Origin of the sequence: Sinorhizobium numidicum (assembly GCF_029892045.1) — a bacterium.
GTDB lineage: Bacteria > Pseudomonadota > Alphaproteobacteria > Rhizobiales > Rhizobiaceae > Sinorhizobium > Sinorhizobium numidicum.
The window spans coordinates 2914840-2934829 of record NZ_CP120368.1 but is presented as its reverse complement, the minus strand read 5'-3'; the positions used below and the strand labels follow the sequence as shown (position 1 = coordinate 2934829).

20 protein-coding genes and 1 pseudogene are annotated in these 19990 nt (G+C 60.8%); 16 read left to right on the top strand and 5 right to left on the bottom strand.

Annotated elements, in window-relative coordinates; translation table 11 throughout:
• The first annotated feature begins 21 nt into the window (after positions 1-21).
• The 7 genes from PYH37_RS25320 to PYH37_RS25290 all read left to right on the top strand — a co-directional run bounded on the left by PYH37_RS25320 (position 22) and on the right by PYH37_RS25290 (position 6641).
• Positions 22-1101, top strand: coding sequence for an ABC transporter substrate-binding protein (locus PYH37_RS25320; RefSeq protein ID WP_280734211.1), 1080 nt, complete (start codon positions 22-24; stop codon positions 1099-1101).
• A gap of 175 nt (positions 1102-1276) precedes the next feature.
• Complete coding sequence (locus PYH37_RS25315) at positions 1277-2314, top strand: ABC transporter ATP-binding protein (protein ID WP_280736159.1); 1038 nt, start codon at positions 1277-1279, stop codon at positions 2312-2314.
• A complete protein-coding gene (locus PYH37_RS25310; protein WP_280734210.1) occupies positions 2311-3165 on the top strand; it encodes an ABC transporter permease in 855 nt (284 codons plus the stop codon). The genes PYH37_RS25315 and PYH37_RS25310 overlap by 4 nt, the downstream gene beginning before the upstream one ends.
• The gene (locus PYH37_RS25305; protein ID WP_280734209.1) at positions 3162-3962 is read left to right on the top strand and encodes an ABC transporter permease; all 801 of its coding nucleotides are present in this window, start codon (positions 3162-3164) and stop codon (positions 3960-3962) included. The genes PYH37_RS25310 and PYH37_RS25305 overlap by 4 nt, the downstream gene beginning before the upstream one ends.
• Positions 3959-4738 (top strand): carbon-nitrogen hydrolase family protein, encoded by a 780-nt coding sequence (locus tag PYH37_RS25300; protein WP_280734208.1) that lies wholly within the window; start codon positions 3959-3961, stop codon positions 4736-4738. The genes PYH37_RS25305 and PYH37_RS25300 overlap by 4 nt, the downstream gene beginning before the upstream one ends.
• Before the next feature lie 213 nt (positions 4739-4951).
• Complete coding sequence (locus PYH37_RS25295) at positions 4952-5905, top strand: ring-cleaving dioxygenase (RefSeq protein ID WP_280734207.1); 954 nt, start codon at positions 4952-4954, stop codon at positions 5903-5905.
• A 172-nt stretch (positions 5906-6077) separates the two neighbouring features.
• On the top strand, positions 6078-6641 hold the full coding sequence (locus PYH37_RS25290) for an NADPH-dependent FMN reductase (protein ID WP_280734206.1): 564 nt from the start codon (positions 6078-6080) through the stop codon (positions 6639-6641).
• A gap of 21 nt (positions 6642-6662) precedes the next feature.
• On the opposite strand, the gene PYH37_RS25285 is transcribed toward PYH37_RS25290, so the two are convergent.
• From PYH37_RS25285 to cysQ, 3 genes are all read right to left on the bottom strand, one after another.
• Positions 6663-8219, bottom strand: a complete 1557-nt coding sequence (locus PYH37_RS25285) for a VOC family protein (RefSeq protein ID WP_280734204.1) — start codon at positions 8217-8219, stop codon at positions 6663-6665.
• Between the two features lie 153 nt (positions 8220-8372).
• Positions 8373-9230 carry an SDR family NAD(P)-dependent oxidoreductase gene (locus PYH37_RS25280; protein ID WP_280734203.1) on the bottom strand — a complete coding sequence of 286 codons (858 nt, stop codon included), beginning with the start codon at positions 9228-9230 and terminating at the stop codon, positions 8373-8375.
• Between the two features lie 81 nt (positions 9231-9311).
• The gene (gene cysQ / locus PYH37_RS25275; protein ID WP_280734202.1) at positions 9312-10088 is read right to left on the bottom strand and encodes a 3'(2'),5'-bisphosphate nucleotidase CysQ; all 777 of its coding nucleotides are present in this window, start codon (positions 10086-10088) and stop codon (positions 9312-9314) included.
• A gap of 395 nt (positions 10089-10483) precedes the next feature.
• Here cysQ and PYH37_RS25270 point away from each other — a divergent pair, with 395 nt between their 5' ends.
• The 6 genes from PYH37_RS25270 (at position 10484) to PYH37_RS25245 (ending at position 15988) form a co-directional block, all read left to right on the top strand.
• On the top strand, positions 10484-11386 hold the full coding sequence (locus PYH37_RS25270; protein ID WP_280734201.1) for a branched-chain amino acid ABC transporter permease: 903 nt from the start codon (positions 10484-10486) through the stop codon (positions 11384-11386).
• Between the two features lie 4 nt (positions 11387-11390).
• On the top strand, positions 11391-12776 hold the full coding sequence (gene livM, locus PYH37_RS25265) for a high-affinity branched-chain amino acid ABC transporter permease LivM (RefSeq protein ID WP_280734200.1): 1386 nt from the start codon (positions 11391-11393) through the stop codon (positions 12774-12776).
• Positions 12776-13663 carry an ABC transporter ATP-binding protein gene (locus tag PYH37_RS25260; RefSeq protein WP_280734199.1) on the top strand — a complete coding sequence of 296 codons (888 nt, stop codon included), beginning with the start codon at positions 12776-12778 and terminating at the stop codon, positions 13661-13663. The genes livM and PYH37_RS25260 overlap by 1 nt, the downstream gene beginning before the upstream one ends.
• Positions 13660-14385 carry an ABC transporter ATP-binding protein gene (locus PYH37_RS25255; RefSeq protein ID WP_280734198.1) on the top strand — a complete coding sequence of 242 codons (726 nt, stop codon included), beginning with the start codon at positions 13660-13662 and terminating at the stop codon, positions 14383-14385. Before PYH37_RS25260 ends, PYH37_RS25255 begins: the two co-directional genes overlap by 4 nt.
• A gap of 25 nt (positions 14386-14410) precedes the next feature.
• Positions 14411-14755, top strand: a complete 345-nt coding sequence (locus tag PYH37_RS25250) for a DUF6867 family protein (RefSeq protein WP_280734197.1) — start codon at positions 14411-14413, stop codon at positions 14753-14755.
• A 114-nt stretch (positions 14756-14869) separates the two neighbouring features.
• Positions 14870-15988 (top strand): branched-chain amino acid ABC transporter substrate-binding protein, encoded by a 1119-nt coding sequence (locus tag PYH37_RS25245; protein WP_280734196.1) that lies wholly within the window; start codon positions 14870-14872, stop codon positions 15986-15988.
• Between the two features lie 122 nt (positions 15989-16110).
• Here PYH37_RS25245 and PYH37_RS25240 read toward each other — a convergent pair whose 3' ends face one another.
• A complete protein-coding gene (locus PYH37_RS25240; RefSeq protein ID WP_280734195.1) occupies positions 16111-16563 on the bottom strand; it encodes a MarR family winged helix-turn-helix transcriptional regulator in 453 nt (150 codons plus the stop codon).
• Positions 16564-16780: 217 nt separating this feature from the next.
• The gene (locus tag PYH37_RS25235) at positions 16781-16939 is read right to left on the bottom strand and encodes a hypothetical protein (protein ID WP_280734194.1); all 159 of its coding nucleotides are present in this window, start codon (positions 16937-16939) and stop codon (positions 16781-16783) included.
• On the opposite strand from PYH37_RS25235, the gene PYH37_RS25230 reads away from it, so the two are divergent.
• From PYH37_RS25230 to PYH37_RS25220, 3 genes and pseudogenes are all read left to right on the top strand, one after another.
• Positions 16938-17771, top strand: a complete 834-nt coding sequence (locus PYH37_RS25230) for an alpha/beta fold hydrolase (RefSeq protein ID WP_280734193.1) — start codon at positions 16938-16940, stop codon at positions 17769-17771. The genes PYH37_RS25235 and PYH37_RS25230 overlap by 2 nt on opposite strands.
• Before the next feature lie 237 nt (positions 17772-18008).
• A pseudogene (locus PYH37_RS25225) lies at positions 18009-18979 on the top strand (2-hydroxyacid dehydrogenase).
• 160 nt (positions 18980-19139) lie between these two features.
• Complete coding sequence (locus PYH37_RS25220; RefSeq protein ID WP_280734192.1) at positions 19140-19973, top strand: urease accessory protein UreD; 834 nt, start codon at positions 19140-19142, stop codon at positions 19971-19973.
• The last annotated feature ends 17 nt before the right edge of the window (positions 19974-19990 follow it).

Genomic DNA, 19990 nt, shown 5'->3' with positions numbered 1-19990 from the left:
CCAAAACAAAGGAGACATGCGATGAACATCAATTCCATCAAGCGCCGCACGCTGCTGGGGGCGGGGCTTGCCGGTGCATCGATGCTGGCGATGCCGGCCGTGCTTCGGGCGCAGGATAAGTCGTTGAAGGTCGGCGTCTATGGCGGCTACTTCAAGGATTCCTTCGACAAGAACATCTTCCCCGACTTCACCAAGACGACGGGCATTGCGATTGAATCGGTCGCCGAGCCGACCGGTGAAGCCTGGCTGGTTCAGCTTGAGCAGGCCGCCCGTGCGGGCCAAGCCCCGGCCGACGTCTCGATGATGTCGCAGGTTGCAATGCTGAAAGGGCAGTCGACCGACCTATGGACGCCGATCGACATGGCTAAGATCAAGAACGCCTCGGACCTGCTCGACCGCTTCATCAACAAATATCCGGATGGCCGCGTTGCTGGCGTCGGGGCAGTCTCCTGGTACATCACGCTCGTCACCAACACCAATGTCTACAAGGAAGCTCCGACCTCGTGGGCGGCTTTCTGGGATCCGGCGAATGCCGACAAGCTCGGCCTGCTGGCACTCGTTTCGAACTCCTTCCTGCTGGAAGTGACCGCCAAGACCTTCATGGGTGGTACCAATGCGCTCGATACCGAAGAAGGCGTCCTCAAGGCCTTTGAAAAGCTTGCCGAAGTGAAGCCGAATGTTCGCCTCTGGTATCGCGATGAAGCGCAGTTCGAGCAGGCGCTGAAGTCGGGCGAAATCCCGATGGGCCAGTACTATCACGACGTGACCGGTCTTGCCGCGGCCGATGGACATCCGGTCCGCTCCACCTTTCCGAAAGAAGGCGGCATTCAGGATTCCGGTTGCTGGGCGCTGTCGCGCGCCTCGCAGAAGTCCGAGGAGGCGCATATCTTCATCGACTATATGTGCCAGCCCACGATCCAGGCGACGCTTTCGCGCAAGGTCGGCACTTCGCCGACGGTCAAGCGCGAGTCGACCGATTTGACGGACAAAGAATTCGCTGCCGTGTCGTCGGACATCGAGCCGATCGTCCCGCGCTACGATCTTTATCAGACGAAATCGGATTGGCTGAACCAGAAGTGGACGGAACTGATCGTCGGCTGACGGTGCGCTTTGCGACAATCAACAATCCGCCCCGATCATCGGGGCGGGTTTGCATGGCTCAGTGCATAATCCCTTAAACGCGCAGCAGTTTGGGGATAATCTTATGCTGAAACTCAAAATGCTGCCGCGACCGTGCGCTTCCGCTAGAACGCCGGCGCTGTCGGACGGGGAACACATGTCGGGACTTGCCCTTCAAAACGTCGTCAAGGAGTTCGGAGCCTTCCGGGCCGTCAATGACGTCGACCTTATGGTGCCGCACGGCACCTTCGTCTGCATGTTAGGCCCATCGGGTTGCGGCAAGACAACGCTTCTGAGGATGATCGCCGGGCTCGATCTGCCGACGGCGGGCGCCATACGGCTCGACGGCGAGGACATTACCCGGGTGCCGACGCACAAGCGCAATCTCGGCATGGTGTTCCAGTCGCTGGCGCTCTTTCCGCACCTGACGGTCGGCGAAAACATCGCCTATCCCTTGCGCATCCGCAATGCGCCAAAGGAGGATCAAAAGAAGCGGGTCGAAGAACTGCTTTCGATGATCCATCTCACGGGCTACGCGGACCGGCCGGTCTCCAAGCTTTCCGGCGGCCAGCGCCAGCGCGTGGCGATCGCGCGGGCGCTCGCGATCTCGCCGAAGCTCTTCCTGCTCGACGAGCCGCTCTCGGCGCTCGATGCCAAGCTGCGCGAGGCGATGCAGGTGGAACTCCGGCAATTGCAGCAGAAGCTCGGCATCACCACCATCGTCGTCACTCATGATCAGCGCGAGGCGATGACGATGGCCGATACGGTCGTCGTCATGAGCGGCGGTGAAATCCGCCAGGCGGCCTCGCCGATCGAGATCTATCGCCGGCCAGCGGACAGTTTCGTCGCCGACTTCATCGGCCAGACCAACCTCATCGAGGCGGAGGCGGATACATTGGGCCATGTGACTGTGCTTGGCCAGCCGGTGCCGGGTCTGACCTTGCCCCCGGGTGCGGCGAAAGCGATGCTTTCGATCCGCCCCGAAGATGTGCATCTGACTGCACCCGGTGCCGGTGCGCTTTCCGGCACGGTGACCTTCGTGCGTGATCTCGGCGGCACGATCGAGACCTTCGTCGACCTCGCCGGCCGCCAGATCGTCGCGGTTTCGACGCCACGCGCCCGGCCGGACGTCACCGTCGGTCAGCCGGTCGGCGTCGCGCTCACTCCGGATGTCTGTGTGGTGCTGCGGAAATGAGACGCGAACCGCCCCAGACAATCGGTGACTACGCGCCGCTTCTCTTCCCCGCGGCGATGCTCACCATCTTCTTCGTCGTGCCCTTCGGCACGATGATCGCCGTCAGCTTCTTCCAGCGCCAGCAGGGCGGCTTCTACACGCCGGCCTTCGTCTACGATAATTATGCCCGCTTCCTTTCGGCCTTCTTCGGCGGCGTGCTCGGCTTTTCGTTGTCTCTGGCGATCGCAGTCGCCGTCTGCTGCGTCGTGCTGGCGCTGCCCTTCACCTATCTCCTGACGCGCATGGCGCGCAGCGTGCAGGTCGTCTGGCTCGTCGTGCTGCTTTCGGTGCTGTCGCTCTCCGAGGTCATCATCGGCTTTGCCTGGTCGACCCTCTTTTCGCGCACGGCCGGCATTACCAATATCCTCGTGGCGCTCGGCCTGATGACCGAGGCCAAGGCGCTGACACCGAGTTTCTCCGCTGTGCTGACCGGCATGGTCTACCAGGCGTTCCCCTACACGGTGCTGGTGCTTTTCCCGGCGCTCGTCCGCCTCGATCCGACCTTGACGGAGGCCGCCCGCACGCTCGGCGCCTCGCCCGTCAAGGCGTTCTTCACCGTCGTCGTGCCGACGCTCAGGAACACGATCATTGCAACGCTCATCATGGTCTTTATCTTCGCGCTCGGCTCCTATCTGCTGCCGCAACTTCTCGGCCGTCCGCAGCACTGGACGCTTTCGGTGCTGATCACCGATCAGGCGATCTACCAGTCCAACATGCCGTTCGCCGCTGCGATGGCCGTATTCCTCGTGCTTGTGACGCTCGGGCTCGTCGCCCTGACCGTCATTGCAGGACGGAAGGGAGAAGTGGCATGACGTCCATTTTCCGCAAGTTCTACTTCTTCCTGATCGCCCTCTTTCTCGCCCTGCCGCTGATCGTGGTCGCCGGCGTCTCGGTCAATCAGAAGCAGACGCTCGCCTTTCCGCCTCAGGGCCTTTCGGTCTCCTGGTACGGCGAGATCTTCACCAATCCGGAATGGCGGAACGCGCTCGTCGCTTCGGTCACGCTCGCAGTTCTCTCGGCAGCACTCGCCGTCGCGATCGCGCTGCCGCTTGCCTGGTTCCTGTGGCGGCGGGTGGCGCCTTGGGCAAACATCTTTCAGCTTCTCGGCGTGGCGCCCTTCACTCTGCCGCCGGTCATCACGGCGCTTGGTCTCCTGACCTTCTGGGCGACGGCGGGCTTTTACGGCCAACCCTGGACGGCCGTCGTCAGCCACGCGATCTTCTTCGTGACGCTGCCGCTCGTCACGCTGTCGCTCGGCTTTACCTCGATCGACCGCTCGCTGGTCGAGGCGGCCGCGACCATGGGCGCGGACGATCGCACCATTTTCCGCACGATCGTGCTGCCGCTGATCCTGCCCTATATCGTCTCCGGCTATGCCTTTGCCTTCGTGCTCTCGCTCAACGAATATATCGTTGCCTACATGACCGTCGGGTTCACGATGGAGACGCTGCCGATCAAGATCTTCAACGCCTTGCGGTACGGCTATACGCCGACCATGGCGTCGGTGACGGTCCTCTTCGTCTCCACGGCCGCGATCATCTTCAGTCTGGTTGCCCGTTTCGGGGACCTGCCGAAGCTGCTCGGCGCCATGTCATCGGATGGAAAGTGATGAAGCTTGCGGCCGTGCAGATGAACAGCATTGACGGTGACGTCGCCGCCAATCTCGACCGCATCGAGCGGGCGGCCGCCGAAGCGGCCGGCAAGGGCGCGACATTGCTGATAACGCCCGAGCTGGGAGTCACGGGTTACGGCGCCGGCGCGGTGATCCGCGATCTTGCCGAGATGGCGGACGGGCCCATCGTTCAGCAGTTGCGGCGGATCTCGCGCGATGCCGGCATCGCGATTATTGCCGGCTTCGCGGAACGCGAGGGTAGCGCCGTCTACAACAGTGCCGTCCATGTCGACGGCGATGCCGCACCCACTGTTTATCGGAAATCGCATCTCTACGGCGACTACGAACGCTCGCTGTTCACGCCGGGTGAACCGTCGACCCGCCTCTTCGAACACCAGGGCGTCACATGCGGCATGCTGATCTGCTACGACGTCGAATTTCCGGAGAATGTCCGCCGGCTTGCGCTTGCCGGCGCGGACGCCGTGCTGGTGCCGACAGCCCTTCCGGCCGGTTGGTCGGGGACCTTCATCACTGATCACATGATCCAGACACGGGCCTTCGAAAATCAGGTCTTCCTCGCCTATATCAATCACTGCGGTTCCGACGCGATGTTCTCCTTCGCCGGCCTGTCCCGCATCGCGGCTCCGGACGGGCAGGTTCTGGCAAAAGCCAATTCCGCCGACGAGACCTTGATTTTTGCCGAGATCAATCCGCAAGAATTTGCCATCTCGCGCTCGGAGAATACCTATCTCAGGGATTTGAAGCGCTTCTGAGCCGCCGGATCGTTCGCGGACAGAGAACAATCTGTTCGACGCGTTTCCTCTTTTTGAAACGCATGGCCGGCCCGATATTCTGCTCAACCGAAATGCCGCTTACAGCGCCGCGCATCTTTTCAGACGCGCAAAGGTCGCTGTATTGCTTTGAACTAACGCATAACTTTATCCTCAGATCGACCCGATTTAAGGAATTATGCAGTGGAGGCAGTCATGAGCTTGCAACTGACAGGTATCCACCATCTGACGGCGATTACCGCGAATGCGCCAGAGAACCTGCGCTTCTATACGCAGACGCTGGGGCTGCGGCTGGTCAAGAAGACCGTGAACCAGGACGACACCACCGCTTACCATCTCTTCTATGCCGATGGGCAGGCAACGCCCGGTACGGACCTGACCTTCTTCGACTGGCCGGTCGGGCCCGAGGGGCGAGGCACACATAGCATTTCGCGCACCGGCCTGCGGGTCGGCAGTGCCGAAAGCGTCAAGTGGTGGAAGCGGCGCTTCGATGATCTGAAGGTGACATCCGGTGACGTCAGCAAAATCGACGGGCGGACGTCGCTCGATTTCGAGGACGGCGAGGGCCAGCGCCTTCGGCTTGTCGATGACGGCGGCCTTGCGCGGTCGCATCCTTGGGAAAAGAGCCCGGTCCCCGCCGAGTACCAGATCAAAGGCCTCGGGCCGATCACCATCAGCGTGCCGGATATCACCAACACCGCGCTCTTGCTCACCCATGTGATGAATATGAAGGAGGTGCGCCGTTACGCTTCGCCCGACAGTATCGGCGAGGTCCACGTCTTCTCGATGGGTGAGGCCGGACCGGCGGCCGAATTGCACGTCGTGGTACAGCCGGACCTGCCGATCGCCCGTCAGGGAGCAGGCGCCGTGCATCATGTTGCCTTCCGCGCGCCGGACGTGGAGACGCTGCACCAATGGACCGAGCGCCTGAAGGAGTTCCGCCTGCCTTCGAGCGGCGAGGTCGAGCGCTATTATTTCCGTTCGCTCTATTTCCGCGAGCCGAACGGTATTCTGTTCGAGATTGCGACCGATGGGCCGGGTTTTGCCGTTGACGAGCCGATGGAGTCGCTCGGCGAAAGCCTGTCGCTGCCTCCTTTCCTGGAGCCGAAGCGGGCCCAGATCGAAGCGAGGCTGAAGCCGCTGGAATAGCGAAGACGGGCAGTGGTGCACTGTTCGCGCACCGTTCGGATGCCGCTCTACATCATCAGCAGAAGGAAAGCCGGGCCAGTCTCCGACTTTCCTTTTGCCTCTTCACCTCTAGTTCTAGCGGTAACATCGTCTTGCGCCTTGGCGCAGAACATCAAGAGGAAGTCCATCATTCATGACGAAACTTCTCGGCATATCCGGCAGCCTGCGAAAAGCCTCTTTCAATACGGCACTGCTCAATGCGGCAAAATCCGTCACGCCCGAGGGCGTGGAGTTCGAGACTGCGACACTGCATGGCATTCCGCTCTATGACGGCGACGTCGAGGCAGAAAGCGGCGTTCCGGCGGCGGCGAACGACCTGAAGCAGAAGATCATTGCGGCGGACGGCGTGATCCTCTTCACACCGGAGTACAACAATTCGATGCCTGGCGTTTTCAAGAACGCGATCGACTGGCTCAGCCGCCCGCCCGCTGACATTCGAAAGGTGTTCGGTGGTCGGCCCTTCGCGTTGGCCGGTGCTTCACCGGGGAGTTTCGGGACCATTCTCAGCCAGAATGCCTGGCTTGCCGTGATGCGAACGCTCGGCGCCGACCTTTGGTCGGGCAAACGGCTGATGGTGCCGAAAGCAGATACGCTCTTCGACGGTGACCGGCAGCTCATCGACGAGAAGACCCGGGAGCGGCTGCGCGGCTTCGTCAAGGCTTTCGCCGACTACGTCGCGACGGTGAAAGAGCCGTAGTTCCGGGTGTTCCGGCACACTTCAAAGACCGTTTTCAGTGAGCCACGGACGTATGACAGCGACGTCCTCCGGACCGATCCCGTGGCCGATGTCGAGGTCGACCGCCTCGAAGCTCGCGCCGCTTTCGCGAAGCTCCGTTTTCAGCTTCGGAGCGTGCTTGCCGTAGGGATCCTCCTTGCCGGTGAGCATGAGAATCTTCGTCCCGGCAAGATCGGCTTTCGGCGGGTTTTCGAGGGCGGCCATCGCCCGCATGAGCACCACGTTCCGAACAATGCCGGGATGGAGCAGCATCACCGCCGCGAGCATGTTGGCACCATTCGAATAGCCGACGAAGACGGTTTCGTCGGGATCAAGCCCGTAGCCGTCCCGTGCGCCTTCGACGAAGGCGGCGAAAGCGTCTGCCTCGGAACGGATGTCCTTCTGGTCGAAGGTCGTCTCCGAGAGGCGCCGGAACCAACGGGGAAAGCCTTCCTCGTTGCTGCGGCCACGCACACCCATAAGTGTCGCGTGCGGGTCGATTTGGTGCCCGAAGGGAAGCATGTCGGTTTCGTTGCCGCCGCTGCCATGCAGCAGCACGAAGGTGCGTCCGTTCATCTTTTCCGGATGGTAGAACCGATGAATGAAGGGTAGGTCCCGTTGTGTGAGACGCGGCTCGCCGGGCAATGCGAATTGCGGAAGCTTGACCAATGTCGCTGCCGGGTCTGCGGCAAGGTGCGGCGGAAGGAACAGCTTCGAGCCAAGCGCGTCCGCAGCCTCGTCGATTGCAAAACCCGGCCCATCGGTAGCGAGTTCATAGAGTGAGCCGCCCGGTTCACGCACATAGAGGGAGAAGAAATACTTCCGGTCATGCGCATTCGTCGGACCGGCATGCTCCTGCTGAAGATCGGCGCGGACAGCAAGCACCGTCGCCTCGTCCAGCGCGCGGAAGGCTATGTGATCGATCGTGCCGGTGCCGGGCGCGGAGCTCCAGAAACCGGTCGCATCGCGGACGTCGATAACATCTCCGGACGACGACGTGAGACGGCGGATCGTGTCGGCCGCTGCCGTCTCCGAGTAACCGAAATGACTTTGAAGAAAGTGGGCCGTGTCCTTCGGTTTTTCCGTCAGAACAGTTGCGCCGCGCAGCCGCCGGATCGAGTCCGTTTCGGGAATGTCGCGGCTCGCCCAGGGAGCCGGCTCGGCGAGCGCATTCGTGCCGACCAGCTTGACGATCACCCCGTCAGGATCCTTCAGCCGCAGCACCGGTTCGCCGAACTCCTGGGCCGGGCCGGTCGTCTGGATGTTGAACTGCAGGGCGCGCGTCAGCCAGAAGCCGATGCTTTCCGCCGGAATTGCAAATGCAATCTCGCTCGGCTGGCCATGGCCGACCCGCCCCGGGGAGCCGTCTTCCCAGATCAGGAAGCTGACGAGCGAACCCGGCGTACCCGATGCGTCACCGTAGAAGAGATGCAATTGATTGGGATCTTCGTAGCCGCCGGTCCGCTTGACGAGGTGGAGGCCGAGAAAGCCGGCGTAGAAATCGACATTGGCCTGCACCTTACGGGCGATCAGGGTAATGTGGTGAATGCCGCTCGTCACAGTCTTCGTCCTTCCTACAGCGCCGTGCGTCTTTTCAGACGCACAAAGGTCGCTGTAACACTTTGAATTGCTGCCTGGTTTGTTCCTTAAATCGGTTCCGATTTAAGGAACCAGGCAGTAAAGAGCTGATCGTGCGAATCAGCTGGTTCGCCGTCAATCTTTATTGCCGGCGAGAAACGCCTTGAAGGCTTCACCGTAGTCCGGATGCCAGCGCGAAAGAGGGGGCCGGTTCTCGACGATATCGCCCGCCGCCCACAGGATGCGTTTCTCATCCGTCGACCGAACGACCTCATTATCGGGGCAGAGAATATAGAAATCGGCGCGGGCCAGGCTCTCCATCATGAAGTCTACCGTCTGGTCGGGCGTCCAGGCGCCGGCCGGTTTTTCCGTGCGCCCCTGCGCGGTCAGCGACGTATAGACGAAACCGGGTATCAGCAGATGGGCACTGACCTGACAGCCTTCGGTATTGCGCAGTTCATGCTGCAGTGCCTCGGTGAAAACCTTCACGCCTGCCTTGGAGACATTATAGGCGGGATCGCCGGGCGGTGTGGTGATACCCTGTTTCGAGCCCGTGTTGATGATCAGTGCCGGCTCGCCATGCGCGATCATGGCAGGGGCGAAAATCCGCGAACCGTTGATCACGCCCCAAAGATTGACGCCGATCACGGCTTCCCAATTCTCCACCGGGCCAAACAGCGAGCTACCGGGCTGTATGCCGGCATTGTTCATAAGCACATGCACATGGCCGAAGCGCTCGTATGTCGCGCGTGCCAGCGCCACGAGATCGTCCGCCCGGGAGACGTCCGTGGCGATTGCGGCGACATCGGCCGCTCCGCCCGCAGCGACTTTCCCCACCTCCGCCGCGGCCGTTTGCAATCGCTCGCCGGGCAGATCGGCAAGGACCACTTTCAAACCGAGCTGCGCGAAGCGCCTTGCCGCGGCAAGCCCGATGCCGGACGCGGCGCCCGTGACGACGGCAACGTTATTCCTGGCAATGGCGGAGTAAGACATGGCGCTGAACCCTTGTTGCGATAATCACGCAGAAATAGGGTCTGATGGCGGACAAGTCCATTACGCACCGACAGCGCCTACTCAGACCTTGCCGCGCGAAACAAACCAGGGATTGGCGAAGTCGCTGTCGTTGGGCTGGTTGCGTTTGCCATAGGTCAGAGGAGTGCCTTCCATTGTCAGCGTCTCTCCGCCTGCCGCCCGCAGAATGGCATCTCCGGCGGCGGTGTCCCATTCCATCGTGCGGCTAAAGCGCGGATAGATGTCGGCGAGGCCCTCGGCCAGCAGACAAAACTTCAGCGACGAGCCGACGGCCTCGTAGTCGGTAATGCCGTGCTCGGCGAGATAGGCGACGGTCTCCGCGCTGTTGTGCCAGCGGCTGGTGAGGGCGACGAGACGATCGCCGCAGCTGCGGCAACCGATGATCGTCCACGGACTGGCGATGCGGTCGTGCTCGACCATCGCCTTCTTCGCCTTTCCGGCGCGCGCCGAATAAAGCATGCCGAGAGCCGGTGCATAGACGACGCCGGCAACCGGAACGCCCTTTTCGATCAGTCCTATGTTGACCGTGAAATGGCTGTTGCGGCCGACGAATTCCTTGGTCCCGTCCAGCGGATCGACGAGGAAGAACGGCTTGCCTGTGATGTCGGGTACGTGTCCGGCGGCAGCGGCTTCTTCGGCGATGACGGGGATATCGGGAAAGGCAGCCGCAAGATCGGCAAGGATGATGCGCTCGGCGCGATGATCCGCGTCGGTTACCGGGGAGGAATCCAGCTTGTAGGTGACGGCGGGACCGGCATCGTAAATGTCCAGGATCGCGCGTCCGGCGGCGATGGCCGATCTTTCCAATATCTCTAACATCGTCTCCCATCTTTCCGGCTCCGCCGCGCCGATTCGCGCGAGAAGGCCGAGAATACCGATAGCGTCCCTGGATCAATCCGAGAATCCGTTTCTTTGCCGGATTCCGCAACGACGCGGGAGAACCATGTGAGCCGAGGATCGGGGGCGACTCGCGTCGATTCCCGAGCTTTTGCGGCCAAAGCTGATTACTTAACGAGCGAAAGCTGCAATTTTTTTGTTTTTTCTGGCTGCAAAAGCGTCAAATCGATTTTATCGCCGAAGAATTTGTTGGCCGCGCATTTTTTAGCTTTCATTTTCATTTGAAAGAGGTATGGAATCGGGCGAAGAGCATGCTCAAGAATGAGAACTAAATAACAAGAGACCGGACCGTGAGGATCTGGTCCAGGGGAAGATTGATGGAGTATTTTATCCAGCAGCTCGTCAACGGGCTGACGCTTGGGTCTATTTATGGTATGATCGCGATAGGTTATACCATGGTTTACGGCATCATCGGCATGATCAACTTCGCCCACGGCGATATCTTCATGCTAGGCGGCTTCGCCGCGTTGATTGTCTTTCTGCTTCTCACATCATTCATGGCAGGCATACCGGTTGTACTGGCGCTTTTGCTTATGATGATTGTCGGTATGCTTGCGGCGGCGCTTTGGAATTGGACCATCGAGCGGGTGGCCTATCGTCCGCTGCGCGGGTCTTTCCGCTTGGCGCCGCTGATCACGGCCATCGGCATGTCGATCGTGCTGTCGAACTTCGTTCAGGTGACACAGGGACCGCGCAACAAGCCGATCCCGCCGCTTGTTTCCTCGGTCTATGATCTGTTCGGTATCTCCGTCTCCTTGAAGCAGATCATCATCATCATCATTACGGCGATCCTGCTTTCCGTCTTCTGGTACATCGTCAACCGGACACCGCTCGGGCGTGCGCAGCGTGCCACCGAACAGGACCGCAAGATGGCGGCGCTGCTTGGCGTCGACGTCGATCGCACGATCTCGGTGACCTTCGTCATGGGCGCAGCGCTCGCAGCCGTCGCCGGTACGATGTATCTGATGTATTACGGTGTCGTCGTCTTCACCGACGGTTTCGTTCCCGGGGTCAAGGCGTTCACCGCTGCCGTTCTCGGCGGTATCGGCTCGCTGCCGGGCGCCGTTCTCGGCGGGCTGTTGATCGGTCTGATCGAGTCGCTGTGGTCGGCTTACTTCACCATCGACTACAAGGACGTCGCGACATTCTCGATTCTCGCTATCGTCCTGATCTTCAAGCCTTCGGGCATTCTCGGACGACCGGAAGTCGAGAAGGTATAATTCCATGGCAAACATAGCGTCTACAACTGCAAGCGCCGGCACTGAGCTGACGGCGCGGGCCCTGCGCGAGGCTGTTTTCGCGGGGCTTATCACGCTCGGGCTGTTCGTGCTCTTCGTCGGCCTCAAGACCGACCAGAACATTCGCAACGAGTTGATCCTCACCCAGCGCTGGGGATTGCTCGTGATCTTTATCGCCATCGCCATGGGCGGCCGGTTCCTGATGGTTGCCTATGTTCAGCCCTGGCTTGCCCAGCGGAAGGCGGTAAAAGCGGCGGCGCCTGAAATCGTCAAGGAGGAAAACTTCTTCAGTCGCAACTTCTCGACGATCGCGATCGTGGCGCTGGTTCTTTATCCACCGGTTATCCTGGCGCTCACCGGCGTCCAGGGATCGCTGAAGTGGGTGGACAATTTCGGCGTCCAGATCCTGATCTACGTGATGCTTGCCTGGGGCCTCAACATCGTCGTCGGCCTCGCCGGCCTGCTCGACCTCGGATACGTGGCCTTCTACGCGGTCGGCGCCTATTCCTATGCGCTGCTCTCCAGCTATTTTGGCCTGTCCTTCTGGGTACTGCTGCCGGTCGCGGGCCTTCTTGCCGCCTGCTGGGGCGTGGCCCTCGGCTTCCCGGTGCTGCGCCTGCGCGGCGACTACCTCGCGATCGTCACGCTCGCCTTCGGCGAAATCATTCGTCTCGTGCTGATCAACTGGACCGAGGTCACGAAAGGCACGTTCGGCGTATCCGGCATCGCCAAGGCAACGCTGTTCGGCATCAAGTTCGATGCTTCCAAGGATGGCTTCGCGGCGCTGATGGGGCTGCCCATCTCGTCGGCCTATTACAAGATCTTCCTGTTCTATCTGATCCTCGGCCTTGCGCTCCTGACGGCTTTCGTCACCATCCGTCTGCGCCGCATGCCGATCGGTCGGGCCTGGGAAGCGCTTCGCGAGGACGAGATCGCCTGCCGGTCGCTCGGCATCAATACGGTGACCACCAAGCTCACGGCATTCGCCACCGGTGCCATGTTCGGCGGCTTTGCCGGCTCGTTCTTCGCCGTGCGCCAGGGCTTCGTCTCGCCGGAATCCTTCATCTTTCTCGAGTCGGCCGTCATTCTCGCCATCGTCGTTCTCGGCGGCATGGGCTCGCTGACGGGCATCGCGGTCGCAGCGGTGGTGATGATCGGCGGCACGGAAATCCTGCGCGAGCTTGCATTCCTGAAGATGATTTTCGGACCGAACTTCACGCCTGAGCTTTATCGCATGCTGATCTTCGGCCTTGCCATGGTCGTCGTCATGGTCTGGAAGCCGCGCGGCTTCGTTGGATCGCGCGAACCGACCGCGTTCCTGCACAAACGCAGGTCCGTCTCCGGCAGCTTCACCAAGGAGGGACACGGCTGATGGCCCTCGAGACAAGGACAATGACGAAAGACCCCATTCTCAAGGTCGAGCACCTGTCGATGCGTTTCGGCGGTCTCATGGCCATCAACGACTTCTCGTTCGAGGCCGAGCGCGGCGACATCACCGCATTGATCGGTCCGAACGGCGCAGGCAAGACGACGGTGTTCAACTGCATCACCGGCTTCTACAAGCCGACGATGGGCATGATCACCATGAAGCAGAATTCCGGTAAGGAATTTCTGCTGGAGCGCCTGCCCGATTTCGAAATCACCAAGCATGCCAAGGTGGCACGCACCTTCCAGAACATCCGCATGTTCTCTGGCCTGACGGTTCTCGAAAACCTGCTCGTCGCACAGCACAACAAGCTTATGCTGGCTTCCGGCTACACCATCCTCGGTCTGCTCGGCTTCCCTGCCTATCGTCAGGCATCCAGGGAGGCGATCGAGGTCGCCAAGCACTGGCTCGAAATGGCATCGCTGATCGACCGCGCCGACGACCCGGCCGGCGATCTGCCCTACGGTGCGCAGCGGCGGCTCGAAATCGCCCGCGCCATGTGCACCGGGCCGGAGCTTCTCTGCCTCGACGAGCCCGCGGCCGGTCTCAATCCGCGCGAGTCGCACGCGCTCAACGAGTTGCTGCAGACCATCCGTCGCGAGACCGGCACCTCCATTTTGCTGATCGAGCACGACATGTCCGTGGTTATGGAGATTTCCGACCACGTGGTCGTGCTTGAATACGGTCAGAAGATTTCCGACGGCAATCCGGATTTCGTGAAGAACGATCCAAAGGTCATCGCGGCCTATCTGGGTGTCGAGGATGAAGAGGTTGAAGAGGTGATCGAACAAATCGAGGTAATCGAAGGCGGGCAGGGAGGCATCAACCCATGACTGCGTCGCTGCTGCATGTGAGAGGCGTCGAGACCTATTACGGCAATATCCGGGCGCTGAACGGCGTCGATGTCGAGGTACATCGTGGAGAAATCGTCTGCCTGATCGGCGCCAACGGCGCCGGGAAGTCGACATTGATGATGACAATCTGCGGCAGTCCACAGGCGCGTACCGGCTCGGTTATGTTCGACGGTCAGGACATCACGCGGCTGCCGACTCACGAGATCGCTCGCCTGAGGATCGCTCAGTCGCCGGAAGGGCGGCGCATCTTCCCGCGCATGACGGTCATGGAAAACCTGCAGATGGGGGCGAGCCTCGATAATCTCAAGCACTTCAAGGAGGACGTCGAGAAGATCTTCACGCTCTTCCCGCGTCTGAAGGAACGGCAGGCGCAGCGCGGCGGAACGCTGTCCGGCGGCGAACAGCAGATGTTGTCGATCGGGCGGGCGCTGATGGCGCGGCCGAAGTTGTTGCTGCTCGACGAACCTTCGCTCGGCCTTGCGCCGCTGATCATCAAGGGCATCTTCGAGGCGATCAAGAAGCTCAACAAGCAGGAGGGCCTCACCGTGTTTCTCGTTGAGCAGAACGCCTTCGGCGCGCTCAAGCTCTCGGACCGCGGTTACGTCCTGGTCAATGGCAAGGTGACCATGAGCGGTACGGGCAAGGAGCTCATGGCCAATCCGGAGGTCCGTTCGGCCTATCTCGAAGGCGGTCGCCATTGACGCGCCGCGCCTGGAGTTAAGTGACATGCAGGGAATTCTCTACGAAGAAGCGTCGATCTGGCAGTTTCTGTTCATCACCTGTGTTCTCGGCGGCTGGACCGCGTGGAGGACCGGGAAAAGCGTCGCGGAAAGCTGGCACGGCGTTCCGCGGCTGCTGCTCTATGTGGCATTGCTGGGCTGGGGCATCCGTTTCATCCATCATGCTCTCTTCGGTGGCACGATGTTCAGCCTGCAATACTATATCGTGGACACGATCGTCCTTTTGTTGTTTGCTACCGCCGGTTTCCGGTACTACCGGACCAAGCAGATGACTAACATCTACTATTGGCTTTATGAAAAAGCCTCGCCTTTCTCCTGGAAGGCCAAATAAGGGAACAGCGCGCGCCGGTCGGAAGCGGCCGGTGCGAAAGAACACCGGCGCAATGATGGTGGGCATTGTGCAGGCTTGGAAACGAGACCCGCTCGAATATTTGGGAGTAACAAGATGAAAAAGTCTCTTCTGTCGGCTGTAGCGCTGACAGCAATGGTCGCTTTCAGCGGCACCGCATGGGCTGACATTCTCGTCGGTGTTGGTGGTCCGCTGACCGGCCCGAATGCGGCTTTCGGCGCCCAGCTCCAGAAAGGTGCGGAGCAGGCGGCTGCCGACATCAATGCTGCAGGCGGCATCAACGGCGAACAGATCAAGATCGTACTCGGCGATGACGTTTCCGACGCCAAGCAGGGCGTTTCGGTCGCCAACAAGTTCGTCGCCGATGGCGTGAAGTTCGTCGTTGGCCACTTCAACTCGGGCGTTTCCATTCCGGCTTCGGAAATCTACGCCGAGAACGGCGTTCTGCAGATCACGCCAGCGTCGACGAATCCGCAGTTCACCGAGCGCGGTCTCTGGAACACCTTCCGCACCTGCGGCCGCGACGACCAGCAGGGCGCAGTTGCCGGCGCCTATATTGCCGCCAACTTCAAGGACGCAAAAGTCGCGGTCGTTCACGACAAGACGCCCTATGGCCAGGGCCTTGCCGATGAAACCAAGAAGTCGATGAACGAAGCCGGCGTCACCGAGGCACTCTACGAAGGCATCAACACCGGCGACAAGGACTTCTCCGCGCTCATCGCCAAGATGAAGCAAGCCGGCGTTTCGATCGTCTATTACGGCGGCCTGCACACCGAAGCCGGTCTCATCATGCGTCAGATGAAGGACCAGGGCCTGAAGGCAACGATGATGTCGGGCGACGGTATCGTCTCGAACGAGTTGGCCTCGATCGCCGGTGACGCCGTCGACGGCACGCTGATGACCTTTGCACCGGATCCGCGCAAGAGCCCGGCCGCCAAGGAGCTCGTTGAGAAGTTCCGCGCCTCGGGCTTCGAACCGGAGGCCTACACGCTCTATGCCTATGCGGCCCTTCAAGTGATCGCAGACGGTGCCAAGGCAGCCGGCGGAAATGATCCGCAGGCTGTCGCAGAAGCCCTCAAGGCCAAGGGCCCGTTCAAGACCGCGATCGGCGAGCTCAGCTTCGACGAAAAGGGCGACATTACCCGTCCGGACTACGTCATGTACACCTGGAAGAAGGGTGAAGACGGCAAGTACAGCTACTTCCAGAACGAATAGTCATCGTTTTGGCTGCTGCATGAAAAGACGCGCGGCGCTGTAGAAGGAATGGGAAGGCCCGGCGTGAAAGCGCCGGGCCTTCGTTCGTTTCTGCGCATGACGCACAGGCGGCGCGACTCGCGTCATTTCAGCAGCGATGCACGAAGCGCTGCAATCTCCTGTTTGAGCCGGGAAATTTCCGCGGGCTCCATTTCCGTGGCGCCGGCGATCCCAAGGGGGACGGCTTTCGCCTTCGCCCGCAGCGCGCGACCGGTGTCGGTCAGCCGCACCCGCACTTGCCGCTCATCGGCCTTGTCGCGAACCCTCGAAACATAACCCATCGCCTCAAGGCGTTTCAGCATCGGCGTGAGGGTACTCGATTCGAGAAACAGCTTTTCACCCAGGCTGCCAACGGTCTGGTCGTCCTTTTCCCATAGCACGACCATCACGAGGTATTGCGGATAGGTGAGTTCTAGCTCGTCCAAAAGCGGCTTGTAGACGCGCGTGAAGGCGTGGTTCGCGGAATAGATTGCAAAACACAGGAAATTGTCGAGCTTCATAAGGTCGTCGGAGGCGGGAACGTCTGCTTTTGCCATTGCCTTGATCCAAAATCATCATACCCCAAAATAAATCGTTCGCGATATAATCGCAATGGATTGACAGCAGAAATTTTGAGCGATAAACATTGTGCACGATTTAATCGTTAGCGATTTTAAGCCATCGCAAGGTGATATCGCAAACGATTAATCGAGAAGTTATGGACGAGCAGCCAAGCTGCACAACGGGACAAGGAGCATGTCAAATGACCAACGTTCAGGTAAGCGCGACCGCGAATGGCGTCTCCCGGAGAGATATGCTGGCCGGCGCATTGGGCGCCGCCACGGCCGCCGCCGCTATATCCGCAGCCAAACCGGCGGCAGCCGCGAGCGGCTCGACATCGATCACGAGCACCAGCAAAGGAGCAACGAACATGAGCAGCAGGATCACCACTCGCGACGGCGTCGAAATCTACTATAAGGACTGGGGCCCGAAGGATGGCCCGGTCGTTGTGCTCAGCCATGGCTGGCCGCTGTCGTCCGACAGTTGGGAAGCCCAGGCTTTCCATCTCGCCAATAACGGCTTGCGTGTGATCACCCATGACCGCCGCGGCCACGGCCGCTCCAGCCAACCTTGGGAAGGCAACGACATGGATCACTATGCCGACGATCTCGCCGACCTGATCGAGCAACTGGACCTAAAGGACATCTTCCTTGCCGGCTTCTCGACCGGCGGCGGCGAAATTTCTCGCTATATCGGCCGCCACGGCACCGGCCGTGTGGCCAAAGCGGGCCTGATCTCTGCGGTGCCGCCGCTGATGGTCAAGACCGACACGAACCCCGGCGGCCTGCCGAAGGAGGTGTTCGACGATCTCCAGGCGGCGAGCCTTGCCGATCGTTCACAGCTTTACAGGGACATCGCCTCCGGTCCGTTCTTCGGCTTCAACCGGCCGGGCATGAAGCCTTCGCAAGGTATGATCGACAGCTTCTGGCTGCAGGGCATGATGGCCGGTCACAAAAACACCTACGATTCGATCGTCGCCTTTTCGCAGACCGACTTCACTGAAGATCTGAAGAAGTTCGACGTACCGACACTCATCATTCACGGCGACGACGATCAGATCGTGCCGATCGACGCGGCGGCGCGCGCCTCGAAGAAACTCGTCCCGCATGCGACCCTCAAGGTCTATCCGGGCGCCCCGCACGGCCTCGCTGACACTCACAAGCAGGAGCTCAACAACGACCTCCTGGAGTTCGCAAGGTCTTAAGCCGCAGAGCGTAAGCCTACTGCATGTTTCCTTAAATCGGAGCCGATTTAAGGACAAAAACATGCAGCAATTCAAAGTGCTACAGAGACCTTTGTGCGTCTGAAAAGACGCACGACGCTGTAGTGCCGCCGAAGAAGGGGCGCCAAAACCGGCGCCCCTTCTGTTTTGCGGAGAAAACGGCTAGCCACTGACCGGATTTCTTGCACTATCCGGAGCCGGTGTTTTGGGAGAGGTCCGATGACAGCAAAGCCGCGCATTCTTCTCACTCGCAGGTGGCCTCGCGCTGTGGAGGAGGTTCTTGCCGAACGGTTCGAGACGGTTTTGAACGAACAGGACGTGGCGATGGATGCTGCAGAGCTTGCAGCCGCGCTCCGCAATTTCGACGCCGTGCTCCCGACGGTCTCCGATCGGCTGCCTGCGGAAATCTTTGCCGGCGGGCTTCGCACCAAGATTCTCGGCAATTTCGGCGTGGGTTACAACCACATCGATATGCCGCTGCAAAGGCGTCCGGCATCGTGGTGACCAACACGCCTGGTGTTCTGACCGATTGTACCGCGGACCTCGCCGTATCGCTGCTGCTCGCCGTCGCGCGGCGGACTGGTGAGGGCGAGCGGCAGGTGAGGGCCGGCGCTTGGGAGGGCTGGCGTCCCACACATATGATCGGCACCAAGGTCACGGGCAAGACGCTCGGCATCATCGGCTTCGGCCGTATCGGCAAGGCCATGGCAAAACGCTGTCACTTCGGCTCCGATATGGACGTGGTTTTCTACAACCGCTCCAGGATTGCGTCGAAGGAGGCGAAACGCTTGGGCGCCCGCCAGCTCGACACCATCGAGGATGTGCTGAAGGCCGCGGACTTCGTTTCCTTGCATTGCCCCGGCGGCGGCGAAAACCGGCATCTGATCGGTGCCGGCCGGCTGGCGGCGATGAAGCCGGGAGCCTGTCTCATCAATACGGCACGCGGCGATGTGATCGACGAGGCGGCCTTGATCGATGCGCTGGAACGAGGCGTGATCCGCGGCGCGGGGCTCGATGTCTACGAGGCGGAGCCGCAGGTGCCGGTACGGCTCAGGACACTCGAAAATGTCGTGCTTCTGCCGCATCTCGGCAGCGCGACGGAGGAGACGCGCACGGCGATGGGCATGAAAGTCGTCGACAATCTCAGTGCATTCTTCGCCGGGCGGGAACCACCGGACCGGGTTGTCTGAGTTGCGACGGCATCACGCGAGAGGCCGCATCTTTCACAGGTGACAATTTCTATTGCGAAACAATGCCTTGACTTTGGTTGCGTGGTTTCCGACGATAGCGGATCATTTGATTGCGCGGTGCCCGAGCGACCCGTGCCGCGAGGACATCTGACGGCTCTTCATGAATGAAACGGCGATCGTTGCTCCGCAAAGGGCGTGGGGAAAAGGGCGGCTTGTCGCCAAACCGCAGGGCGGGCGCACGCGCATCGCCGAGCTCTATCAGGAAGGCTGCGCCAAGATCCGCCTGCCGAAGACCTTCGACGCATCAATGGAAGCGGTGCTCATCAACTCTTCGGGCGGGGTCACGGGCGGCGACCGCCTGGCCTGGGCCTTCGAGGCCGGCGAGGGAACGAGCCTGACGCTGACGACGCAGGCTTGCGAAAAGATCTACAGGGCTAGCGCCGGCACGGCGGATATCGCGACGTGCATATCGGTCGCTGCGGGAGGGCGGGTCGATTGGCTGCCGCAGGAGACGATCCTCTTCGACCGGGCGTCCCTGTCGCGCTCGCTGGAGGTTGATCTCGCCGAGGATGCATCCTTTCTGGCGGTCGAAGCGGTTCTGCTCGGCCGTAAGGCGATGGGCGAGGTGGTCCATGCCGGCCTCTTTCGCGATCGCTGGCGGATCCGAAGCGGCGACAAACTGCTCCACGCGGAAAACCTTGCGCTTACCGATGAGATAGCCATACTCGCCGGCCGGCGCGCGGTGCTCGACGGGGCGGCAGCTTTTGCGACACTTTTCTATACCGCGCCGGATTGCGAACTGATGCTTTCGAGGCTGCGCGGCGCACTTGCGGGATACGCTTGCGCCGGCGTCAGTCATTTTCAAGTGGGCGGGCGCGACAAGCTCGTCGCCCGTGTCGTCGCGCCCGACGGGTTCATACTCAGAAAAATCCTCATCCCGCTCATTTCGCACTTGCGTAAGGACGCGTCTGTGCCGAGAGTCTGGACTCTTTGATCCTGCAATCAATCTGG